Annotated in this window: 13 protein-coding genes, 2 tRNA genes and 3 rRNA genes; 13 read left to right on the top strand and 5 right to left on the bottom strand. The window is 62.3% G+C overall.

Annotated features, from left to right (window positions below; genetic code table 11):
• Positions 1-117 precede the first annotated feature (117 nt).
• From P1P91_RS14370 to rrf, 5 genes are all read left to right on the top strand, one after another.
• Positions 118-1,649: ribosomal RNA gene (locus P1P91_RS14370) — 16S ribosomal RNA — on the top strand.
• 99 nt (positions 1,650-1,748) lie between these two features.
• Positions 1,749-1,825 (top strand) — tRNA-Ile (locus P1P91_RS14365).
• A 112-nt stretch (positions 1,826-1,937) separates the two neighbouring features.
• Positions 1,938-2,013 (top strand) — tRNA-Ala (locus P1P91_RS14360).
• Positions 2,014-2,221: 208 nt separating this feature from the next.
• A 23S ribosomal RNA gene (locus tag P1P91_RS14355) occupies positions 2,222-5,111 on the top strand.
• Positions 5,112-5,210: 99 nt separating this feature from the next.
• Positions 5,211-5,326, top strand: a 5S ribosomal RNA gene (rrf, locus tag P1P91_RS14350).
• The 16S, 23S and 5S rRNA genes sit together here with 2 tRNA genes alongside, the layout of an rRNA operon.
• Before the next feature lie 307 nt (positions 5,327-5,633).
• Here the strand turns inward: rrf and P1P91_RS14345 are convergent.
• The gene (locus P1P91_RS14345) at positions 5,634-6,218 is read right to left on the bottom strand and encodes a hypothetical protein (protein WP_311883482.1); all 585 of its coding nucleotides are present in this window, start codon (positions 6,216-6,218) and stop codon (positions 5,634-5,636) included.
• Positions 6,219-6,454: 236 nt separating this feature from the next.
• On the opposite strand from P1P91_RS14345, the gene P1P91_RS14340 reads away from it, so the two are divergent.
• From P1P91_RS14340 to P1P91_RS14320, 5 genes are all read left to right on the top strand, one after another.
• A complete protein-coding gene (locus P1P91_RS14340; RefSeq protein WP_311883481.1) occupies positions 6,455-8,566 on the top strand; it encodes an adenosylcobalamin-dependent ribonucleoside-diphosphate reductase in 2,112 nt (703 codons plus the stop codon).
• Between the two features lie 77 nt (positions 8,567-8,643).
• A complete protein-coding gene (locus tag P1P91_RS14335) occupies positions 8,644-9,420 on the top strand; it encodes a ribonucleoside-diphosphate reductase (RefSeq protein ID WP_311883480.1) in 777 nt (258 codons plus the stop codon).
• An 89-nt stretch (positions 9,421-9,509) separates the two neighbouring features.
• Positions 9,510-10,511, top strand: coding sequence for a DUF481 domain-containing protein (locus tag P1P91_RS14330; protein ID WP_311883479.1), 1,002 nt, complete (start codon positions 9,510-9,512; stop codon positions 10,509-10,511).
• 168 nt (positions 10,512-10,679) lie between these two features.
• On the top strand, positions 10,680-11,678 hold the full coding sequence (locus tag P1P91_RS14325; protein WP_311883477.1) for an NADP-dependent oxidoreductase: 999 nt from the start codon (positions 10,680-10,682) through the stop codon (positions 11,676-11,678).
• Between the two features lie 49 nt (positions 11,679-11,727).
• Positions 11,728-12,849, top strand: a complete 1,122-nt coding sequence (locus P1P91_RS14320) for an alkene reductase (RefSeq protein WP_311883476.1) — start codon at positions 11,728-11,730, stop codon at positions 12,847-12,849.
• 62 nt (positions 12,850-12,911) lie between these two features.
• On the opposite strand, the gene uvrA is transcribed toward P1P91_RS14320, so the two are convergent.
• Entirely contained in the window at positions 12,912-15,761 is a 2,850-nt protein-coding gene (gene uvrA / locus P1P91_RS14315; protein ID WP_311883474.1) for an excinuclease ABC subunit UvrA, read from the bottom strand.
• A 327-nt stretch (positions 15,762-16,088) separates the two neighbouring features.
• Here uvrA and P1P91_RS14310 point away from each other — a divergent pair, with 327 nt between their 5' ends.
• Both P1P91_RS14310 and ssb read left to right on the top strand, forming a co-directional pair.
• Positions 16,089-17,492: an MFS transporter gene (locus tag P1P91_RS14310; protein WP_311883473.1), complete on the top strand. Its 1,404-nt coding sequence runs from the start codon at positions 16,089-16,091 to the stop codon at positions 17,490-17,492.
• Between the two features lie 45 nt (positions 17,493-17,537).
• Positions 17,538-18,092, top strand: coding sequence for a single-stranded DNA-binding protein (ssb, locus tag P1P91_RS14305; RefSeq protein ID WP_311883471.1), 555 nt, complete (start codon positions 17,538-17,540; stop codon positions 18,090-18,092).
• Between the two features lie 75 nt (positions 18,093-18,167).
• On the opposite strand, the gene P1P91_RS14300 is transcribed toward ssb, so the two are convergent.
• The 3 genes from P1P91_RS14300 to P1P91_RS14290 form a co-directional block, all read right to left on the bottom strand.
• The gene (locus P1P91_RS14300; RefSeq protein ID WP_311883470.1) at positions 18,168-18,941 is read right to left on the bottom strand and encodes a glucose 1-dehydrogenase; all 774 of its coding nucleotides are present in this window, start codon (positions 18,939-18,941) and stop codon (positions 18,168-18,170) included.
• 28 nt (positions 18,942-18,969) lie between these two features.
• Entirely contained in the window at positions 18,970-19,434 is a 465-nt protein-coding gene (locus tag P1P91_RS14295; protein WP_311883468.1) for an META domain-containing protein, read from the bottom strand.
• A gap of 303 nt (positions 19,435-19,737) precedes the next feature.
• Positions 19,738-21,201 carry a uracil-xanthine permease family protein gene (locus P1P91_RS14290; RefSeq protein WP_311883466.1) on the bottom strand — a complete coding sequence of 488 codons (1,464 nt, stop codon included), beginning with the start codon at positions 21,199-21,201 and terminating at the stop codon, positions 19,738-19,740.
• Positions 21,202-21,678: 477 nt separating this feature from the next.
• Between P1P91_RS14290 and P1P91_RS14285 the strand changes: the two genes are divergently transcribed.
• Positions 21,679-22,431, top strand: a complete 753-nt coding sequence (locus tag P1P91_RS14285) for a GntR family transcriptional regulator (protein WP_311883464.1) — start codon at positions 21,679-21,681, stop codon at positions 22,429-22,431.
• Positions 22,432-22,793: the final 362 nt, after the last annotated feature.

Below are 22,793 nucleotides of genomic sequence, written 5' to 3'. Positions count from 1 at the left end.
GGTGGGTGACAAATCACCTATCGTCAAGGCAAGCGACTCGTCAGAGACCTTCGGGTCTCGTTTGAGACGTTTGATACCTTGAGCCAAGTTTGGTCCGCTTAACGGACTATATGATTGAAACCGAAGAGTTTGATCATGGCTCAGATTGAACGCTGGCGGCAGGCTTAACACATGCAAGTCGAGCGGAAACGACAGGAGCTTGCTCCTGGGCGTCGAGCGGCGGACGGGTGAGTAACGCATAGGAATCTGCCCGGTGGTGGGGGATAACCCGGGGAAACTCGGGCTAATACCGCATACGTCCTACGGGAGAAAGGGGGCTCAGGCTCCCGCCATCGGATGAGCCTATGTCGGATTAGCCAGCTGGTGGGGTAACGGCTCACCAGGGCGACGATCCGTAGCTGGTTTGAGAGGATGATCAGCCACACCGGGACTGAGACACGGCCCGGACTCCTACGGGAGGCAGCAGTGGGGAATATTGGACAATGGGCGAAAGCCTGATCCAGCCATGCCGCGTGTGTGAAGAAGGCCCTCGGGTTGTAAAGCACTTTCAGTGAGGAAGAAGGCCTGGCGGCTAATACCCGCCAGGAACGACATCACTCACAGAAGAAGCACCGGCTAACTCCGTGCCAGCAGCCGCGGTAATACGGAGGGTGCAAGCGTTAATCGGAATTACTGGGCGTAAAGCGCGCGTAGGCGGCGCGATCAGCCGGTTGTGAAAGCCCCGGGCTCAACCTGGGAATGGCATCCGGAACTGTCGCGCTAGAGTGCAGGAGAGGAAGGTGGAATTCCCGGTGTAGCGGTGAAATGCGTAGATATCGGGAGGAATACCAGTGGCGAAGGCGGCCTTCTGGACTGACACTGACGCTGAGGGGCGAAAGCATGGGTAGCAAACAGGATTAGATACCCTGGTAGTCCATGCCGTAAACGATGTCGACCAGCCGTTGGGGTCCTTGAGACCCTTGTGGCGAAGTTAACGCGATAAGTCGACCGCCTGGGGAGTACGGCCGCAAGGTTAAAACTCAAATGAATTGACGGGGGCCCGCACAAGCGGTGGAGCATGTGGTTTAATTCGATGCAACGCGAAGAACCTTACCTACCCTTGACATCCTGCGAACCCGAGAGAGATCTCGGGGTGCCTTCGGGAACGCAGTGACAGGTGCTGCATGGCTGTCGTCAGCTCGTGTTGTGAAATGTTGGGTTAAGTCCCGTAACGAGCGAAACCCTCGTCCCTCTTTGCCAGCGATTCGGTCGGGAACTCCAGGGAGACTGCCGGTGACAAACCGGAGGAAGGTGGGGACGACGTCAAGTCATCATGGCCCTCACGGGTAGGGCTACACACGTGCTACAATGGCCGGCACAAAGGGCGGCGAGCTCGCGAGAGTCAGCGAATCCCGTAAAGCCGGTCTCAGTCCGGATCGGAGTCTGCAACTCGACTCCGTGAAGTCGGAATCGCTAGTAATCGTGCATCAGAATGGCACGGTGAATACGTTCCCGGGCCTTGTACACACCGCCCGTCACACCATGGAAGTGGACTGCACCAGAAGTGGTTAGCCTAACTTCGGAAGGCGATCACCACGGTGTGGTTCATGACTGGGGTGAAGTCGTAACAAGGTAGCCGTAGGGGAACCTGCGGCTGGATCACCTCCTTAACCGATGCGTCACCCGCCCGGCAAGTGCCCACAATGAATTGCCTGATCAAGCAAAGAGAGCACGAAGTGTCCCTGCCGGTACGGCAGGCGGTCACGTTCGGGTCTGTAGCTCAGTTGGTTAGAGCGCACCCCTGATAAGGGTGAGGTCGGCAGTTCGAGTCTGCCCAGACCCACCAAATTCGCGTAAAGCGGCGTTGCTTTATGCCTCGCATAGCAGGCTATGCGTCGACATGAAAGCGCCTTGCCTTACACGAATTTTCGGTGGAAACAACGAACAGCAAACGATTCGGGGCCTTAGCTCAGCTGGGAGAGCGCCTGCCTTGCACGCAGGGGGTCAGCGGTTCGATCCCGCTAGGCTCCACCATTATCGTTCCCGGTGCCGTCCGTGCTGCTCTTGCGTTTCGTGACCAGTGATAAACGCATCGCGTGCGCTTATCACTGTTCACTGAACAGTCGCTCTTTAACAAGATATATCATGCTGACAAAACGATCTTCGCAAGAAGATCATGTGATACGTCTCAAGCGTATCCGGCAATCGTTGTCATTGCGACACCGACCCCTTGGGGTTATAGGGTCAAGCAATGAAGCGCACACGGTGGATGCCTTGGCAGCCAGAGGCGACGAAAGACGTGGCAGCCTGCGATAAGCGTCGGCGAGGTGGCAAACAACCTTTGACCCGGCGATCTCTGAATGGGGCAACCCACTCACCACAAGGCGAGTATCGTCTCCTGAATCCATAGGGAGACGAGGCGAACCGGGGGAACTGAAACATCTCAGTACCCCGAGGAACAGACATCAACCGAGATTCCCCCAGTAGCGGCGAGCGAACGGGGACCAGCCCTTAAGCGCGTGAACGACTAGACGAAGGCCCTGGGAAGGGCCGCCATAGTGGGTGACAGCCCCGTAGTCGAAAGTCCGATCGCGTGAAATCGAGTAGGTCGGGGCACGTGTAACCCTGACTGAAGACGGGGGGACCATCCTCCAAGGCTAAATACTCCTGGCTGACCGATAGTGAACCAGTACCGTGAGGGAAAGGCGAAAAGAACCCCAGTGAGGGGAGTGAAACAGATCCTGAAACCGTGTGCGTACAAGCAGTGGGAGCCGACTCGTTCGGTGACCGCGTACCTTTTGTATAATGGGTCAGCGACTTATTTTCCGTAGCGAGCTTAACCGATTAGGGGAGGCGTAGCGAAAGCGAGTCTTAACCGGGCGACAAGTTGCGGGGAATAGACCCGAAACCGGGCGATCTACCCATGGCCAGAGTGAAGGTTGAGTAACATCAACTGGAGGCTCGAACCCACGTATGTTGAAAAATGCGGGGATGAGCTGTGGGTCGGAGTGAAAGGCTAATCAAGCCCGGAGATAGCTGGTTCTCCTCGAAAGCTATTTAGGTAGCGCCTCACGTATCGCCACCGGGGGTAGAGCACTGTTTCGGCTAGGGGGTCATCCCGACTTACCAACCCGAGGCAAACTCCGAATACCGGTGAGTGCCAGCGTGGGAGACACACAGTGGGTGCTAACGTCCATTGTGGAAAGGGCAACAACCCAGACCGTCAGCTAAGGTCCCCAAATCCTGATTGAGTGGGAAACGATGTGGGAAGGTTTAGACAGCCAGGAGGTTGGCTTAGAAGCAGCCATCCTTGAAAGAAAGCGTAATAGCTCACTGGTCGAATCGGCCTGCGCGGAAGATGTAACGGGGCTAAATCAGGTACCGAAGCTACGGACGTATCCTTCGGGAGACGTGGTAGAGGAGCGTCGTGTAAGCCGATGAAGGTGAGTCGAAAGGCTTGCTGGAGGTATCACGAGTGCGAATGCTGACATGAGTAACGATAAAGGGCGTGAAAAACGCCCTCGCCGGAAGACCAAGGGTTTCTGTTCGACGCTAATCGGAGCAGAGTGAGTCGGCCCCTAAGGCGAGGCCGAAAGGCGTAGTCGATGGGAAACGGGTCAATATTCCCGTACCTCACAGTATTGCGACGGGGGGACGAAGAAGGCTAGGTGAGCCGGGCGACGGTCGTCCCGGTGAAAGTCCGTAGGCCGAACCATCAGGGAAATCCGGTGGTTCAAGGCCGAGAGACGAGACGAACAGCCCACGGGCTGGAAGTCATCGATGCCACGCTTCCAGGAAAAGCCTCTAAGCCTCAGATACGGTGGGACCGTACCCCAAACCAACACAGGTGGTCAGGGTGAGAATCCCCAGGCGCTTGAGAAAACTCGGGTGAAGGAACTAGGCAAAATGGTGCCGTAACTTCGGGAGAAGGCACGCCGCCGGTACGTGAAGTCCCTCGCGGACGGAGCGGAAGGCGGTCGAAGATACCAGGTGGCTACAACTGTTTACTAAAAACACAGCACTCTGCCAACGCGCAAGCGGACGTATAGGGTGTGACGCCTGCCCGGTGCCGGAAGGTTAAGTGATGGCGTTAGCTCCGGCGAAGCGCTTGATCGAAGCCCCGGTAAACGGCGGCCGTAACTATAACGGTCCTAAGGTAGCGAAATTCCTTGTCGGGTAAGTTCCGACCTGCACGAATGGCGTAATGATGGCCACGCTGTCTCCACCCGAGACTCAGTGAAATTGAAATCGCCGTGAAGATGCGGTGTACCCGCGGCCAGACGGAAAGACCCCGTGAACCTTTACTATAGCTTCACACTGGACGCCGATGTTGCTTGTGTAGGATAGCTGGGAGGCCTGGAACCCCGGTCGCCAGACCGGGGGGAGCCACCCTTGAAATACCAGCCTGGCATCATTGGCGTTCTCACTCCGATCCGTGATCCGGATCGAGGACCGTGTGTGGTGGGTAGTTTGACTGGGGCGGTCTCCTCCCAAAGTGTAACGGAGGAGCACGAAGGTACCCTCAGCACGGTTGGACATCGTGCAGTGAGTGCAAGAGCACAAGGGTGCTTGACTGCGAGACAGACACGTCGAGCAGGTGCGAAAGCAGGTTCTAGTGATCCGGTGGTTCTGTATGGAAGGGCCATCGCTCAACGGATAAAAGGTACTCCGGGGATAACAGGCTGATACCGCCCAAGAGTTCACATCGACGGCGGTGTTTGGCACCTCGATGTCGGCTCATCACATCCTGGGGCTGAAGTCGGTCCCAAGGGTATGGCTGTTCGCCATTTAAAGTGGTACGCGAGCTGGGTTTAGAACGTCGTGAGACAGTTCGGTCCCTATCTGCCGTGGGCGTCGGATGTTTGAGAAGGGCTGCTCCTAGTACGAGAGGACCGGAGTGGACGCACCTCTGGTGTTCCGGTTGTCACGCCAGTGGCACTGCCGGGTAGCTAAGTGCGGACGGGATAACCGCTGAAAGCATCTAAGCGGGAAGCCCCCTTCAAGATGAGACATCCCCGAGGCCGTGAGCCTCCTGAAGGGCCCAGCAAGACGAGCTGGTTGATAGGCCGGGTGTGGAAGCGCTGCAAGGCGTTGAGCTAACCGGTACTAATGCGCCCGTGAGGCTTGACCCTATAACGCCCAAGGGGTCGGGTCGCGACAACGATGAGACAGTAAAGTCGTCGGATACGACACGAGACGATCACCCTCGGCATGATATGTCACCGGTTACGCCTGACGGCCATAGCGAGCGGGAACCACCTGATCCCATGCCGAACTCAGCAGTGAAACCGCTCAGCGCCGATGGTAGTGTGGGGCCTCCCCATGCGAGAGTAGGACATCGTCAGGCACTGATACACAGAGAACCCGGCCCTGCGCCGGGTTTTTTGTGTGCGTGGGATATGGCGGGAAGACGGCGTCCCAGCGGCCATGAGTCATTGCGAGCGTAGCGAAGCAATCTCGGGGTTTCTTGCAACCGGCAACGTCAGGAGATCGCCACGCTTCGCTCGCCATGACGTGTAGACGGCTGTCCGCTCAGCCGAGGTTGGCTGCCGGTCATCGCGAGCCTGCGACGCCATCTCCTTGCCTTGCCGAATAGCAAGCGTCCTCGAGATGAGGCCGCTGCGCAAAGGGGCTATATATAGAGGCAGCCGGTTCTATTTAGCGCGCCAGCAGCGCGCTAGCGCCTCGTCAACGGCGCTTTCGGCACCGTCAAGGCCGAACGTCATGTACCAGGGCTCGCGCTCGCCCTGTTCAAAACCCAGAAACAGCTGCTGTCCGGCGCGCATATCGTCAAGCAGGCCGGCGAGATCGTTCAGGTAAAAATGCACGTAAAAGCCGTTGTTATCCGGCTCGGTGAAAAACTCGGCAACGGCCGGCCGCAGCGTCCGATCATCCACGCGCAGCTGAGCCGGTACCACGTCGACGGCGCCGGCCTCAGCGGGGGCATCGTTAAGCGCCACCCTTACCTCGAGCCAGGGCATATCGCAGACGCCGGGCGTGGCGTTGACGCTCAAGGTGGCGTCGCCGTAGCTGGTGGTATCCACCGCGCGAAAATGGCGCTCCTGCTCGCCTTCCGCACTGCGGGTCAGGGTCGCCGCCTGCCAGCCGCCATAAGTCTCTGCGTCGCTGACGTCGAACGTCGCCGCCTGGGCGCTGCCGCCCAGGATCATCCCGGCCGTTAGCGTGGCGATGGCTGCAAGCCGCTGCGCGCGTGTCGGATACTGCCTGCGTTGTGTCATTGCATTGCTGCCTGCGTTATTCACTGTCTGAGGGGCACGCCGAGCTGGAAGCATGGGCATCGGACGGCGGTTTGTTTCGAGGCTCGATATTTTTTAACACCCCATATATAGTAGTCGGCATCAAGAAAAATACCTCATATGGTTTGCGAGCCGGCTATACTTTCATGCGCCAGCACGTATAATGGCCGCCCATTTTACTTCATCTGACTGCCCGCGAGGGGAAGGAGTTTTGCGTCATGAGTACTGCTGCCAAGGCCACTCAATCGTCCAATGATGTGCCGCTGCAGGTTCCCTCGCGGGAAATCTGGGATGCCAAATACCGCCTCAAGGACCGTCACAGCGAGCCGGTGGACGCCGACGTCAGCGCAACCTACGAGCGCGTTGCCCGGGCGCTGGCCGAGGTCGAAGGCGACAAGGCCAAGCAGTGGCTGCCCAAGTTCCGCTGGGCGCTGGAAAACGGCGCCGTGCCCGCCGGGCGCATTCTGTCCAATGCCGGAGCGGAAGCGTACAAGCCCGCCGTGAGCCTGATCAACTGCACCGTGTCGCGCACCGTGCGCGATTCCATGCGCGATATCCTCGATTCGGTGGTGGATGCCGGCATGACGCTGAAGTCCGGCGCCGGTATCGGCTACGACTTTTCCACCCTGCGCCACAAGGGCGCCTTTGTCTTCGGCGCCGGCGCCGGCACCAACGGCCCGCTGGCGTTCATGGATATCTACGACAAGATGTGCTTCACCGTCGCCTCCGCCGGCGGGCGCCGCGGCGCCCAGATGGGCACCTTTGACGTCGGCCATCCGGACGTGCGCGAGTTTATCCAGGCCAAGCGCGAGGCCGGCCGCCTGCGCCAGTTCAACCTGTCGCTTTTGATCACCGACGAGTTCATGGAAGCGGTCAAGCAGAACGCCGAATGGCCGCTGGCCTTTCCCCTGCATCCGGGCGAGAAGGAAGACGTCAGCGACAAGGATATCATCTACCGCGACTGGCCGGTGGTGGAAGACGGCTACACCGTGGACGACGAGGGCCGGGTGGCCTGCCGCGTGGTCGAGGTCATCCACGCCCGGGAGCTGTGGGATACCATCATGGCTTCCACCTACGACTACGCCGAGCCGGGCTTCATCCTGATCGACCAGGTGAACCGCATGAACAACAACTGGTTCTGCGAAGACATCCGCGCGACCAACCCCTGCGGCGAGCAGCCGCTGCCGCCGGAAGGCGCCTGCCTGCTGGGGTCGGTCAACCTGACGCGCTTTGTCATTGATCCTTTCAGCGACAAGCCGCGCTTTGACTGGAAGCGCTACCGCGAGGTGGTGGCGATTTTCACTCGGATGCTAGACAACGTGGTGGAAATTGCCGGGCTGCCGCTCCCCGAGCAGCAGCGCGAGATCGAGGCCAAGCGCCGCCACGGCATGGGCTTTCTGGGGCTGGGCTCCACGCTGACCATGCTCAAGATTCCCTACGGCTCCAAGGAGTCGCTCGAATTTACCGAGGAGGTCAGCCGCCACCTTGCCATTGAGGGCTGGAAGCAGGCGCTGGAGCTCTCCAGGGAGAAGGGCATGGCGCCGGTGCTGCAGGAAGAGCACACGATCACACCGCGAATGCTGCGCCAGCGTCCTCAGCTGAAAAAGGACGGCTACGAGATCGGCGACAAGGTGCCCGGCCGCATTCTTCACGCCCGCTACAGCGCCTATATGGCCAAGGTGGCAGAGCGCGAGCCCGAACTGGTCACGGCGCTTGCCGAGCACGGCGCGCGCTTTACCCACCACAGCTCGATTGCGCCCACCGGCACGATCTCGCTGTCCATGGGCAACAACGCCTCCAACGGTATCGAACCGTCGTTCTCGCATCGCTACTATCGCAACGTGATCCAGACGGGCAAGAAAACCAAGGAGCAGGTCGAGGTGGTGTCCTTCGAGCTGGCCGCCTATCGCCACTTCATCGCCGCCGACGCGGTGGAGAGCGACCTGCCGGGCTACTTCATCACCGCCGACAGCGTGACGCCGGAACAGCACGTGGCGGTGCAGGCCGCGGCCCAGCAGTGGATCGACTCGGCGATCTCGAAAACGGTCAACGTGCCCACGGAGTTTCCCTTCGAGCAGTTCCAGGATCTTTACCTGCAAGCCTACGATAGCCGCCTCAAGGGGTGCACCACCTTCCGCTTCAACCCCGAAGCCTTCCAGGGCGTGCTGGTACGCGAGGATGACCTGAAGAGTACTGTCTACGAGTTCGAACTGGAAAACGGCGAAACCGTCGAGCTTAACGGCAACGACACGGTGATTTACGATGGCGAAGAACATAACGCCGCCAACCTGTTTGATGCGCTGAAGGAAGGCACTTACGGCAAGTGGTAAGCGCCTTGCGTCCGGGCGGCGGCCCGGGCGTCATTTCGTGTCCGTTATCCAGATTTTGCTGTTGAGTGGAGAACATCATGGCCGTTGAAATTACCTCGAAAATCGTGGGCTATCGCATCAAACAGAACGAGCCCGCGGCTCCCGAACCGGTGCTGCCGGACGAGAACCCGCTGACCGTGCGTATTCCATCGCGTCCTGAAGGAACGCTGGAAGCCGTTTCGGAAAAGATTTCCTACGTCGGCGCCGAAGGGCGCAAGAAAGTCTACCTGCTGGTTTCCTTCATGCCCGTGGAGGGCGTCGTCGGCGGCAAGCGCGTGGTAATCGAGCGCCCGGTGGAGTTTTTCTTCCCCTCCGGGCAGCTATCCAGCGAGCATCAGTGGATCACCGCCACCATGCGCAGCCTGTCGCTTGCCGCCCGAGGGGGCTACGTCACCCAGGCGGTAGCGGATCTGCGCAAGGTGGCCTGGGACAAGGGGCTGGTGCGCTGCGGCTGGAATCGCCACGGCAAGCCGGTGTTTCACGACTCCGAAGTCTCGGCCATCGCTTGGTCGATTCAGCAGATTCTCTATCGCCGAGGGTTTCTCGATCAGGACGGCAACCAGGTACCGGTGGAAGATCTGGTGGAGCGCTATGCCCAGCGCGCAGCCAACGGCTATGCCTGGCAGCCCGAGGAAGAAGAGGCCGGGGCGCCCGAAACCGGTACGGTCGAGCCCATTGACGGCGGTGCCTCCGCTTCCGCGGAGGCCGCCGGCCCGGCGGTGGTCGGCCACTGCCCCGAGTGCCGCGGCGAGCTGATCATGATGGACGGCTGCCCTACCTGCTACGCCGGCTGCGGCTGGTCCAAATGCGGCTAAGCCGTTATCCTTGGCGCTTCGCCTCCCCGGAACGGGGAGGCTCTTACCTTTATCCGTGACCCGCGCAAGGGCTAACGCCCTGACCCAGCATGCCGCCACGCATTTCGACGTTGTTGTTCACGCCCTTTCACGGGCTTGCCCCCTGCTTTTCTGTGCTGCTTTGCTGGCTGGTGTCGTCGCCGCTGTGGGCGGATACCCTATGGCTCGAAAACGGCGACCGAATTACCGGCAAGGTCATCGAGAAAACGGCGACGCGCTGGCGCGTCGACACCGGCTACGCCGGCGAAATCGACATCGACGCCGAACGCGTGGAGCGCGTGGCGCTGGACGAGCCGCCGGCGCCGAGCATCAAAGTAGCCAATGCCCTGGGATTCGCTACTCAGCCCAAGCCCCCCGACCCCGAAACCGCCCGGGAAAAGGCCGCCTCGTCACCGACCGAGCGCCCGTTTACCGCCAGCGGCGGGGTGGATATTGCCCTGGAGTACGATCACAGCACCGCCGACACCCAGGAGCTCGAGCTGGATGTGCGCCAGCGCATCGAGACCGGCCATTGGCGGCACAGCTGGCGCGCCGGCTATCACCGGGAATACCGTGACGGCAAGCGGCGCAAGAACGACTGGCACCTGGCCTACTCGCCCAAGCGCTTTTTCGCCCCCCAGCGTTTCTGGCAGGGACGCTTGAGCAGCAACCGCGACTGGGGCGAGGCGCTGGAGCGGCGTTTCTCCATTGGCGCGGGACCGGGGTATCAGCTGTGGGACAACGAGCGCGGCGCTTTTTCGCTGTCGGCGCTTTTGACCCGCAACCGCTACGAATACGCCAACGTGGGTGACGAAAACTTCCAGGCCGGCGTGCTGCAGTGGCAGTTCAACCGCTATCTGTGGGACCAGCTGTTCGAGGTTTACGCCAACGGCCGCGCCGGCCGCGCGCTTTCTCGCGGCACCAGCTTTCTGCTCGATACCGAAAGCGGCCTGCGCTACCCGTTCACCGAATGGGCCTCGCTGCAGATGTCGGTGGAAACCGACTGGGTGGAAAACAGCGTCGAAGACCTCAACGACACCACCTACAACCTGGGTATCGGCCTCAACTGGTAGCCGGTTTGCTGTCCGACAGCGCCAATTATCTTCGGCAGGATTGATATTATGCATGGCGCCTGTATATAGCCTGCATTGGTATTCCGCTATCGGAGAGCCTATTATTAGCGTGCTACTTTTCAGGTGCCCCGCTGATCCGGCACCGATCTTTCATTTGAGGAGTGCATCATGCAAAGCCGCTATTACACCATTCATGAACATCCCCAGGGGCTGCCATCCCGGGAGCTGTTTGCGCTGGAGCAGCGCGAACTTGGTGCGCTCGCCGAGGGCGAGGTACGCGTGCGCAACGTCTGGCTATCGGTGGATCCGTACATGCGCGGCCGCATGGACGGCGTGACCACCTATATCGACCCGTTTGTCCTCGGTGAGCCCCTGGAAGGCGGCGCCGTGGGCGAGGTAATGGAATCCCGGGACGCGCGTTTCCAGATCGGCGACAAGGTGCGCCACATGGCCGGCTGGCGGGATATTGCCCAGCTGCCGGCGGAGCAGGTCGAGCCGCTGCCAAACTTCGACGTGCCCGAGCAGGCTTACCTTGGCGTGCTGGGCATGCCCGGCACCACCGCCTGGGTGGGGCTCAACGTCATCGCCGGGATGCAGAAGGGCGACAACGTGCTGGTGAGCGCCGCCGGCGGCGCCGTGGGATCGCTCGCCGTCCAGCTGGCCCGTGCCAACGGCGGTACCGTGGTGGGCATTGCCGGCGACCCGAAAAAGCTGGCGTGGCTTGAGTCAAAGGGCGTCAAAGCGGTGAGCTACAAGGACAAGAGCGCCGCCGAGCTGAGCAAAGCGCTGAAGGAGGCCTGCCCCGAGGGCTTTGACGTCTACTACGAAAACGTCGGCGGCGACTGCCTCGAAGCCGCGCTGAACAACCTGCGCGTCGGCGCGCGTATCGCCGTGTGCGGCATGATTGCCCGCTACAACGACGACGCCCCGGCCGCCGGCCCCGGCAACCTGGCGATGATTCTGATTCGCCGGGCGCGGATGCAGGGCTTCATCGTCTTTGACCATTGGGAGCATCACACCGACTTTGTCAACGCGTTTGGCCCCCGGGTGGCAAGCGGCGAGATCGACTATCAGGAGACCGTCAAGGAAGGGCTGGAAAGCCTGCCCGACGCCTTTTTGGGGCTCTTCTCCGGCAGCAATCAGGGCAAGATGCTGGTGAAGCTGTAAGTCTGGATCCCATTCCAGGCCCGTTTTATTCTCTGTTCAAGGATGCCCGATGGCACACGAAACGCTACTGACGCCGGTCAGTTTGGGCAGTTTGACGCTGCCCAACCGGATTCTCATGGCGCCGCTGACCCGGGCGCGTACGCCCGACAGCGTCCCCGGTCCGCTGCAGCAGACCTACTACGGCCAGCGCGCCGGCGCCGGCCTGATCGTCAGCGAGGCGACCAATATTTCCCCCACCGCCCGGGGCTATGTGTATACCCCGGGCATCTGGACCGACGCCCAGGAAGCCGGCTGGAAACGGGTGGTGGACGCGGTACATGCCAAGGGCGGGCGCATGGCGCTGCAGCTGTGGCACGTGGGCCGCGTATCCCATGAAATGGTGCAGCCCGACGGCCAGCCGCCGGTCGCGCCCAGCGCGCTGAAGGGCGAAGGCGCCCAGTGCTTCGTCGAGTTCGACGACGGCAGCGCCGGGCGCCATCCCACCAGCACGCCCCGGGCGCTGGGGACGGAAGAAATTGCCGAGGTCGTGGACGACTACCGCCGGGCGGCGGTGCGCGCCAGGCGTGCGGGTTTCGACATGGTCGAGGTGCACGCGGCCAACGCCTACCTGCTCAACCAGTTTCTTGCCACCGGCAGCAACCGGCGCAGCGATCGCTACGGCGGCTCGCTGGAAAACCGCGCGCGCTTTCCGCTGGAAGTGATCGACGCGGTGGCGGAGGTGTTCGGCGCCGAGCGTACCGGTGTGCGCCTGTCGCCGTTTATCGAAATTTTCGGCCTCACCGACGACGAACCCGAGGCCATGGCGTTTTACCTGACCGAGCAGCTTTCCGCCCGGGGGCTTGCCTACCTGCACATCAACGAACCCAACTGGGCCGGCGGCGATATTACCCTCTCCGAGGCGTTTCGCCGGGGGCTGCGCGAGCGCTTTGGCGGCGCCCTGATCTTTTGCGGCCATTACGATGCCGAGCGCGCCGAGCAGATCATCAACGCGGGCATCGCCGATGCCGTGGCCATCGGTCGCTCCTACATCGCCAATCCCGACCTGGTCGAGCGCTTCCGCCAGAGAGCGGCGCTCAACGAGCCGGACACCGCTACCTTTTACGGCGGCGGTGAGGAAGGCTACACCGACTATCCTTTCCTGGCAGACCAGCCTCGGGCTCTGACGGATTAGCCCTTCCGGGCCGGCTAGCCCGGCGCGTACGGCTACCTCTCGAGATAGCGCCCTTCGGGGCGCTATTTTTTGGCTTGCGCTTTTTTGGCCCGCTCAAGCATCGGCGCGAGAAAGCGCCCGGTGTGAGAGGCCTCTACCTCGGTCACCTGCTCCGGCGTGCCCTCGGCGATGATACGGCCGCCGCCGGCGCCGCCCTCCGGCCCCAGATCGATCAGCCAGTCGGCGGTCTTGATCACGTCCAGGTTGTGCTCGATGACCAGCACGGTGTTGCCGTGGTCGCGCAGGCGGTGGAGCACCACCAAAAGCTGGCGAATATCCTCGAAGTGCAGCCCGGTGGTGGGCTCGTCGAGGATATAAAGGGTTTGTCCGGTATCGCGCTTGGCCAGCTCTCGGGCGAGCTTGACCCGCTGGGCCTCGCCCCCGGACAGCGTGGTGGCGCTTTGCCCCAGCTTGACGTAGGAAAGCCCCACGTCGAGAAGCGTCTGCAGCCGCCGGGCGATGGCCGGCACCGGGCTGAAGAACGCCAGCGCCTCCTCCACGGTCATCTGCAGCACTTCGTCGATGCTCTTGCCCTTGTAGTGGATATCCAGGGTCTCGCGGTTGTAGCGCTTGCCCTTGCACACGTCGCAGGGCACGTAGATATCCGGCAGAAAGTGCATTTCCACCTTGATCATGCCCTCGCCCTGGCAGGCCTCGCAGCGCCCGCCCTTGACGTTGAACGAGAAGCGCCCGGGCTTGTAGCCCCGCGCCCGGGCTTCCTGGGTGCCGGCGAACAGCTCGCGAATGGGAGTGAAAATCCCCGTGTAGGTGGCCGGGTTGGAGCGCGGCGTGCGCCCGATGGGGCTCTGGTCGATGTCGATGACCTTGTCCAGCTGCGCAAGCCCGTCAAGCGCCTTGTACGGCGCCGGGGTCAGGGTGGTGGCGCGATTCAGGTCCCGGGCGGCAACGGGCATCAGGGTACCGTTGATCAGCGTCGACTTGCCCGAGCCCGAGACCCCGGTGACGCAGACAAAGCACCCCAGCGGCAGGGTGAGCGTGACGTCCTGGAGGTTGTTGCCGGTAGCGCCGGAAAGCACCAGCTGCTTTTCCGGGTTGCCGGGGATGCGGTGGGGCGGCACGGCGATTTCGCGCTCGCCGCGCAGGTACTCGCCGGTGAGCGAGCCCGAGGTGTGGGTGACCTCGTCCGGGGTGCCCTGGGCGACCACCTCGCCGCCGTGAACGCCGGCGCCGGGGCCGATATCCAGCACGTGGTCGGCGCGGCGAATGGCGTCTTCGTCGTGCTCGACCACGATCACGGTGTTGCCCAGGTCGCGCAGGCGCTCAAGGGTTCTCAGCAGGCGGTCGTTGTCGCGCTGGTGAAGGCCGATGGAGGGCTCGTCGAGGATGTACATCACCCCCACCAGCCCCGCGCCGATCTGGCTGGCGAGGCGAATGCGCTGGGCTTCGCCGCCGGAGAGCGTATCCGCGCTGCGCTCGAGGTTCAGGTAGTCCAGCCCTACGTTGACCAGAAACTCCAGCCGCGAGTGGATCTCGGAGACAATGCGCGCGGCGATCTCGCCGCGCTGGCCGGGAAGCGCCAGGCGGGAAAAGTAGTCCCAGGACTCGCCGATGGGCAGGCGCACCACGTCGGCGATGGTGCGGCCGTCGACGAAGACGTTGCGCGCTTCCCGGCGCAGCCGGGTGCCGTGGCACTGAGTGCAGGCGCTGGCGGTAACGTAGCGCGCAAGCTCTTCGCGCAGCATGGTGGACTCGGTTTCGTGAAAGCGGCGCTTCAGATTGGGCAGCACGCCCTCGAACGGGTGCTCCCGGGTGACCTTTTGCCCGCGGTCGTTGGCATAGACAAAGGGCACCGGCTCGCGGCCGGTGCCGTTGAGGATGATGTCGCGCTCGCCGGAGGTCAGTTCCTGCCACGGCGTCTCCAGGGGGAAGCCGTAGTGGTCGGCGAGCGACTTGAGCTGGGTGAAGTAGTAGACGTTGCGCCGGTCCCAGCCCTTGATCACCCCTTCGGCAAGCGACAGCTCCGGGTGGCTGATCAGCTTGTCGGGGTCGAAATACTGCTGCACCCCGAGGCCGTCGCAGCCGCTGCAGGCGCCGGCGGGGTTGTTGAACGAGAACATCCGCGGCTCGAGCTCGGCCAGCGAATAGCCGCACACCGGGCAGGAAAAGCGCGAGGAAAACGCCAGGTCCTCGGCCTCGCCGTCCATGTAGTGGATCATCGCCGTGCCGTCGGCCAGGGCAAGCGCCGTCTCGAACGATTCCGCCAGCCGCTGGGCGATATCGTCGCGGACCTTGAAGCGATCAACGACGACGCTGATGTCGTGCTTCTTGCGCTTGTCCAGCGGAGCGATGTCGTCAAGCTCCAGCACCTGACCGTCGATCAGCACGCGCACAAACCCCTGGGCGCGAAGCTCGGCCAAAAGCTGCAGGTGCTCGCCCTTGCGCCCCTTGATCACCGGGGCCAGCAGCATCAGCTTGGTGCCAGCGGTGAGGTTCAATACCTGATCCACCATCTGGGAGACGGTCTGGGCTTCGAGGTCCTCGCCGTGTTCGGGGCAGCGCGGCGTCCCCGCCCGGGCAAACAGCAGGCGCAGGTAGTCGTAGACCTCAGTGATGGTGCCCACGGTGGAGCGCGGGTTGTGCGAGGTGGATTTCTGCTCGATGGAAATCGCCGGCGAGAGCCCTTCGATGTGGTCGATGTCGGGCTTTTCCATCATCGACAGAAACTGGCGCGCGTAGGTCGAGAGCGACTCCACGTAGCGCCGCTGGCCTTCGGCGTAAAGCGTATCAAACGCCAGCGACGACTTGCCCGAGCCGGAAAGCCCGGTGACCACGATGAGCTGGTCCCGGGGCAGGGTAACGTCGATGCTCTTGAGGTTGTGGGTGCGGGCGCCCCTGACCAGAATGCTTTCCATCAATACCTCATTTACGCGCGGCAAAAGGTCGAGTATACGGTTTGCCGAGCCCCGGGGGCAAAGCGCGGCAGGCTATTCCTCTTAGCTCGGACTTTCCCTGGAGCAAGCCGTCGACAGGCCTGCGAGGGGGCGCTGTGAACCCCTTCCTGGAATTGCCTGCGCCATCCCTGGTGTAGACGGCTCTTGTCGGCGCGCTGCCCTTGAGGCCTGGGGGCCGGCGTTTTCAGCGGCGGCGAAGCGCGCTAGAATAGAGCGCTTTCCTTCTTTTTGCGCGCCGTTGACGCCAAGGCGTTGCGGCCGCCCCCGATGTATTGACGTTGAGGCTTTATGGCCAAGGTTTCCGCACTGCTTCTACCTTCCGAGCGCCGCGCCATCAGCGGCCTGGCGGGGCTCTACGCGTCGCGTATGCTGGGGCTTTTCATGGTGCTGCCGGTGCTGGCGCTGTACGCCGACGAGCTGGCCGGGTCAACGCCTCTGCTGGTGGGCGTGGCGCTGGGCGTTTACGGGCTGACCCAGGCCTGCCTGCAGATTCCTTTCGGCCTGTTGTCCGACCGCTTCGGGCGCAAGCGCATCATCGCCCTGGGCCTGGTGCTGTTTGCCCTGGGTAGCGCGGTGGCCGCCATGGCCGACTCCATCACCGGCATTATTGCCGGGCGCGCGCTTCAGGGCAGCGGCGCGGTGGCGGCGGCGATCATGGCACTGTTGGCCGACCAGACCCGGGAACAGGTGCGCACGGCGGCCATGGCGACCATCGGGCTTTCCATCGGCATTGCCTTTGCCGTGGCCATGGCGCTGGGCCCTTGGCTTGCCGCCGAGACCGGGCTTTCCGGGGTGTTCTGGTTTACTACCGGGCTAACTGCCGTGGGGCTTTTTGTGCTGTGGCGCTGGGTGCCTGCCGCGCCGCGCCGGGTGAAACACCAGGACGTGGGCATGGACCGAGGGCAGCTTGGACGCGTGCTCGTCCGCCCCGACCTGTGGCGTATCGACCTGTCGATCTTTGCCCTGCATCTGACGCTGATGGCAAGCTTCGTCGCCGTGCCGCTGCGGCTGGTGGACGCGGGTATCGACAAATCCTGGCACGGGCTGGTGTACCTACTGATCATGGGCGGTGCCTTCGTGCTGATGATTCCGCTGGTGATCGTGGCGGAAAAAAAGCAGCTGATGAAGCCCGTCTGCCTGCTGGCCATCGGCGTGATTACCGCAAGCCTTGCCGGCCTGGGGCTGCCGCTATCCCACGGGGTGGGGCTGTTTGCGCTGCTGCTGGCGTTTTTCACCGGCTTTAATCTGCTCGAAGCCACGCTGCCCTCCATGCTCAGCAAGCTGGCGCCGGCGGGCGCCAAGGGTACTGCCATGGGCGTGTATTCCACCGGGCAGTTTCTGGGTGCGTTTCTTGGCGGCACCCTGGGCGGCTGGCTGTCCAGCGCTTTCGGGCTCAACGCCGTATTTTTGGGCTGCGCGGCGCTGGCTCTCGCCTGGTGGGCTATCATGTGGTCCATGCCCAAGCCGCCGCCGCTGGCAAGCGAGGTGGTAGCGCTTGACGAAACGCCGACGGAAACGCTGGACGCACTGCTCGAGCGCCTGGCCCAGGTGGCCGGCGTTGAAGACGTGATGCTGGCGCCGGAGGAGCGCGTCGCCTATCTCAAGGTCAACCGTAATACCCTTGACGAAGCGGCGCTTGCCCGGCTGTTGCCGGCATCGGCGCACTCCCGTGATGCCGGCGACGCCGGCTGACACTTTTTTTGACGAAACGCTGACAGACGCATCAAGGAGTATCTGATGGCTCGTGGTATTAACAAGGTGATTCTTATCGGCAACCTCGGCCAGGATCCCGAGGTGCGTTTTGCGCCCTCGGGCACGGCCGTGGCCAACCTCAACCTGGCGACCACGGATACGTGGATGGACCGCCAGAGCGGCCAGCGCCAGGAGCGTACCGAGTGGCACCGCGTCGTGCTGTTCAGCAAGACCGCGGAGATCGCCCAGCAGTATCTGCGCAAGGGCTCCAAGGTCTACATCGAAGGGCGGCTGCAAACGCGCAAATGGCAGGATCAGAACGGCCAGGACCGCTACTCGACCGAAGTGGTGTGCAACGACATGCAGATGCTCGACTCCCGCGGCGGTGGCCAGCAGGGTGGCTATCCGGGCGGGCAGCAGCCTTATCAGCAGCCTGCTCCCCAGCCGCAGCAGCCGCAGCAGCCCCAGCAGCAGGGCTATCCGGGACAGCAACAGCAGCCGGCCCCGCAAAACCCGCCCCAGCAGGGGCAGCAGGGCGGCAGCTACGGCGCCCCCAACCCCGATAGCTTCGACGACTTCGACGACGAGATTCCGTTCTAGTCAATAGCTATCGTGCGCTGGCAAAAGCCCCGTTTTGACGGGGCTTTTTTTGGGCCGGTGAAGATGGCCGCGCGGTCAGTCCAGTGTCTGCACGCCGCCGCCGTTGACGAACAGCACCTGTCCGCTGACCCAGCGGGAAATGGGCGCGGCAAAGTACAGCACCGCCCCGGCGATGTCCTCGGGCTCGCCCAGGCGTTCGAGCGGCGTATGGCTGAGCATGGCCTTTTCGATCTTCGGGGTAAGTACCGAGGCCAGAGCGTCGGTGCGTACCGCGCCCGGGCCCACGGCGTTGACGCGGATCTCGGGGCCGTAATCGTGGGCGAGGTTGGCCGTCATGTGGTTGATGGCGGCCTTGGACGAGGCGTAGGCGCTGATCGCCGGGCTTTTATTGACCGAACTCATGGACGACATGTTGATAATCGAGCCGTCACCCGCCCGGCGCATGTGCGGGGCGCACAGCTGGCATAGCCGCCAGATGCTGAAGACGTTGAGCTCGAACACGCTGGCAAAGCGGTCGACGTCGATATCGTCGGGGCTTTCCCGGCCCGCGCCCCCGCCGCCGGCGTTGTTGACCAGCACGTGGAGGCTGCCAAAGGCTTCGAGGGTCTTCTTGATCAGCGCTTGCCGGTCGTCATCGTCGGTCACGTTGCAGGTCACGGGAAGCGCCGTGCCGCCCCGGGCGTCGATCTCGTCGGCCACGCGGCGGGCGTTTTCCATCTTCAGATCGGCAATGACGACGCTGGCGCCGTGATCGGCCAGCATCAGGCTGGTGGCGCGGCCGATGCCGTTGCCGCCGCCGGTGACAATGGCGACTTTGCTATCCAGACTCAGCAGGGCGGGTGCGCTCATGGGCGGCTCCTGGGGATCGAGTGGGTGATTAATACAGGTGAACGGCCTGGAAGCGGGCCAGCGTCTCGTTGTCGCCATCGGCAAGCGTCAGCGTCTTGCCGTCGATTTCCCAGCGCTCGGCCTGGTTCAGGGCGTTGAGGTAGGCGCGTTCGGCACCGGCTGCCTGGGGGCAGGCCATCATGGTGGTTGCCAGCTGCTCAAAGGCAATATGCGTAGCGTCTTGCGTATAGTTGCCCATCAGCTGGTTGCAGCCCGTGGCGCCGGCGACGCGCTGGTCGTCTTCGTGCAGCACAAAGTGCGCCTCGCGCTGGTTATCCTCCGTATCGGCCACGGGGCCGTCCGCCAGATCGGTGAGCTTCCAGTAGGTGTTGGCAAGGGCAACGTCAGGCGTGTCGTCGGCGCTCTGGCTGCTGCTTTGGGCGGCGCAGCCGCCAAGCCCCAGCGCAAGCCCCAGTAGCAGTGAATAGCCGGCTGTTTTGGCAACGTTTTTCATGATGCTCCTTGGGTTGAATCAGTCGGTTGAGCAGAACGATGGCGTATAGATCTGTAGGCTTCGGCGCGCCTGCAGAAACGCCCCTTCTTAGAGCCCTTTACGGCTGCAAGTTCCCCGATCGCTGCATAAGCTTATCATTAATTTGTAGATGGATTGACAACCAGGGCCCTCAACGCCGGGCGCGTAGCCGTGCTCGCGGTGGGTCAGGCTGCGACATAAAAAATGCCGTGAACACGGCGTGTCCACGGCATCGCAATCGAGCCGTTGCCCCGGCGTTGGCAGGCCGGGGACAAGATTGGCGCATCAGCTTGCGCTGTCGGCCCTGGCGCCAGGCTGATGGCTGACAGAATCTTCGGCCGCTTCGGCGGCCTCGATGGCCTCGCGCTCCCTGGCTTCATCGGACAGCGACTTGTTGGGCAGCACGATGTTGAGCACAAAGGCCACGATAGCCGCAATCACGATCGGCGAGCCGCTGACGACTTCCACCAGCTGCTGCGGGAACTGCTCGATGGCGGAGGCGGGTACCTGGTTGATCCCCATGCTCAGCGCCAGCGACAGACCCACAATGGTCATGTTGCGCGCGGACATTTCGTCCTTGGTCAGCAGCTGGATACCGGTCATGGTGATCATGCCGAAAACCGTGATGGTGGCGCCGCCCAGCACCGGGAAGGGGATGGTGGTCATGACGGCGCTGAACTTGGGGCTCAGGCCGGCCAGGATCATGAACACGCCGGCAATTGCCAGCACGAAGCGGCTGATGACCTTGGTCATGGCGACGATTCCCACGTTCTGGCTGAACGTGGAGGTGGGCAGCGCGCCGAAAAAGGAGCTCAGCGCAGTGGTCAGGCCGTTACCCAGCAGGCCGCCGGTCATCTCTTTGGTTTTCAGCTCGCGGTTCATGCCGCCAACCGAGGTGGCGGAGAGATCGCCAATGGTCTGTACCGAGTTGATCACGCAGATCACCACCATGGAAATGATGGCCGGGGTGTAAAACTCGAGCTGGAACGGCACCACCCGGGGCAGAGCAAACGTCCTGGATTCGGCGATGCTGCTGAAGTTCATCAGGTTGGTCAGGCCCATGGCGTCAAACAGCATGGTGGCCAGATAGCCCACGACAATGCCCACGATGATCGCGGAAAGCTTGATCACGCCCTTGCCGAACTGTGACGCAATGAGCACGGTGACCAGCGTAATGCCGCCGATGGCCCAGTTCATCAGGTCGCCAAAGCCGTCGGCCGTGGGGTTGCCGCTACCGGCCATGTACTTCACGGCCACGTCGTACAGCGAAAGCCCGATCACCAGCACCACGGTGCCCGCGACGACGGGTGGGAAAAGGTGACGGATATACTGGATGAAGTAGCCCACGATCATCATGGTGATACCGCCGATCAGCTGGGCGCCGAGGATACCCCCGATGCCGTAGCCGCCGCCCACGGCGACCAGCGTCGGTACATAGGCGAAACCCACGCCGAAAATGGCCGGCAGGCGGGCGCCGAATTTCCACACGCCGTAGAGGTGGAAAATGGTGCAAACCCCCGAGGCAAGTACTGCTGCCTGGATCAGCAGCAGCCTTTCCGCGTCTGTGGCATCCACCACGCCGGCCACGATGATCGGCGGCGTGATGACGCCGGCGATCATGGCCAGCAGGTGCTGCAGGGAGATAGGCAGGGCCTTGTAGAATTTGGGCCGGCTGTAGTAGTCGAACAGGGACCGGTTGGTCGTGGCTGTACGCTTCCCCAGCTCCGGAGATGCGCTTGCATCGCTCATCGGAATTTCTCCTTGGCTTTGTTGTTGTATGCACTGCGTGGAGTGGCTTGTTTCGTCAGTATCGAGTCACTGTACACAAAACGATCGTGAAAAATAAATAAGTTTGGCGTTTTTCTTTGTTGCCTTGATGCTGCACGGTGCTGGCCGGCTTCTCTACGGCGGGCGCAGCCCAGCGTTGCCGTGGCGCTGAAGCGTCCTGAATAATTCGATTAAACAGAAAGTTAGTGATTATTATGCGGGAAATGGCGGAAGATGGTTGGCGGCATTCGGAGTGTACATATCCCCTATTGTGGCATGATAAAGGCACGTTTAGTCTTTAGTATAAGGGTGTTTTTGTATACAAAAACAGGCGATACTGTCCCCGTTTGCGGCGCTTATCGTTGATTCCATGCCGGCATAGCCGCTTCGCCGATGCTGTCATGGGCCCGGTAGTCGGCCGCACTGTCATCGTGGGTAAGGCGAAAAAAGGACTCAGCCATGGATAAGTTGCACGACCGGGAAAACCCATCGCCGACGCCGGCACGTACCCGGCGGGCGGGCAAAAACGGCGACGGCGCCGAGCGGCATGAAGCCATTTATCGGGCCATCAGCGACGCGATTATCGAGCATCAGCTGCTGCCGGGCGCGCGGCTGCGGGAAGATGCGCTGGCCGAGGTGTTCCGCGTCAGCCGAACCGGGATACGCAAGATTCTGCAGCGCCTGGCTCTTGAGCAGCTGGTGACGCTGACGCCCCGGCGTGGGGCAAGCGTGACCCGGCCCACGGCGAGCGAGGCGCGGGACGTGTTTGCCGCCCGGCAGCTGGTGGAATGCGGCCTGATGCCCGAGGTCGCGCGGCGGATTACCTCGGCAGACGTGCGTGATCTGCGCCAGATGGCGCGCGAAGAACGCGAGGCCCTGAGCCGTAGCGAGCAAAGCCGGGCCATCAAGCTGTCTGCCGCTTTTCACGAGCGCCTGGGCGAGCTTTCCGGCAACGCCACCCTGGCCAGCTTTATCCGTCAGCTGTGCTCGCGCTCCTCGCTGATTCTCGCCGTGTACGGCAATACCGGTCACCTGGGCTGTGAATCCCACGACCACGATGATCTGGTGGGGTACCTGGAGCGTGGCGAAGGCACCAACGCCAAGGCGTTCATGCAGCGCCATCTGAAAGACATCGAGGCCTCGCTTGCCGTCGTGGACGAGCAGACCGGCGTGCCCGACCTCCATCAGATATTCGGCCTGGATCGCCCATAGGCGCCGGGCGGCGGCTGCCGCCCGTTGCCTCCCCGTCAGCGGCGGCTGACGCTGCGCTGCCCCTGGGCACGGGCTTGCTCCCTTCCTGCCTGGCTTTATTATCTTAAATTGTTGATTAATAGGGAAAAATAGAGATCCCGCCGGGGCTTTTTTCGGCTTTTTCAATTTAATGGAAAATATTTCCACAAATTATTGACAGCTCGGCGTCTGGCGCATATTTTTGAATACAAGTACTGGATACCGTTGTGGCCACCGCCCCTGGAAGACCGACGGTCGGGTGGCCGGTTTTGAACACAACCGTATCGGCTACGGCAATGTTCCTGACGGTGGGACGTTCGTTTATCGAGGGGCTCTGGCGCTTG

The organism is Halomonas piscis (assembly GCF_031886125.1).
Taxonomy (GTDB): domain Bacteria; phylum Pseudomonadota; class Gammaproteobacteria; order Pseudomonadales; family Halomonadaceae; genus Vreelandella; species Vreelandella piscis.
This window is presented reverse-complemented; position numbering and strand designations above follow the sequence as displayed.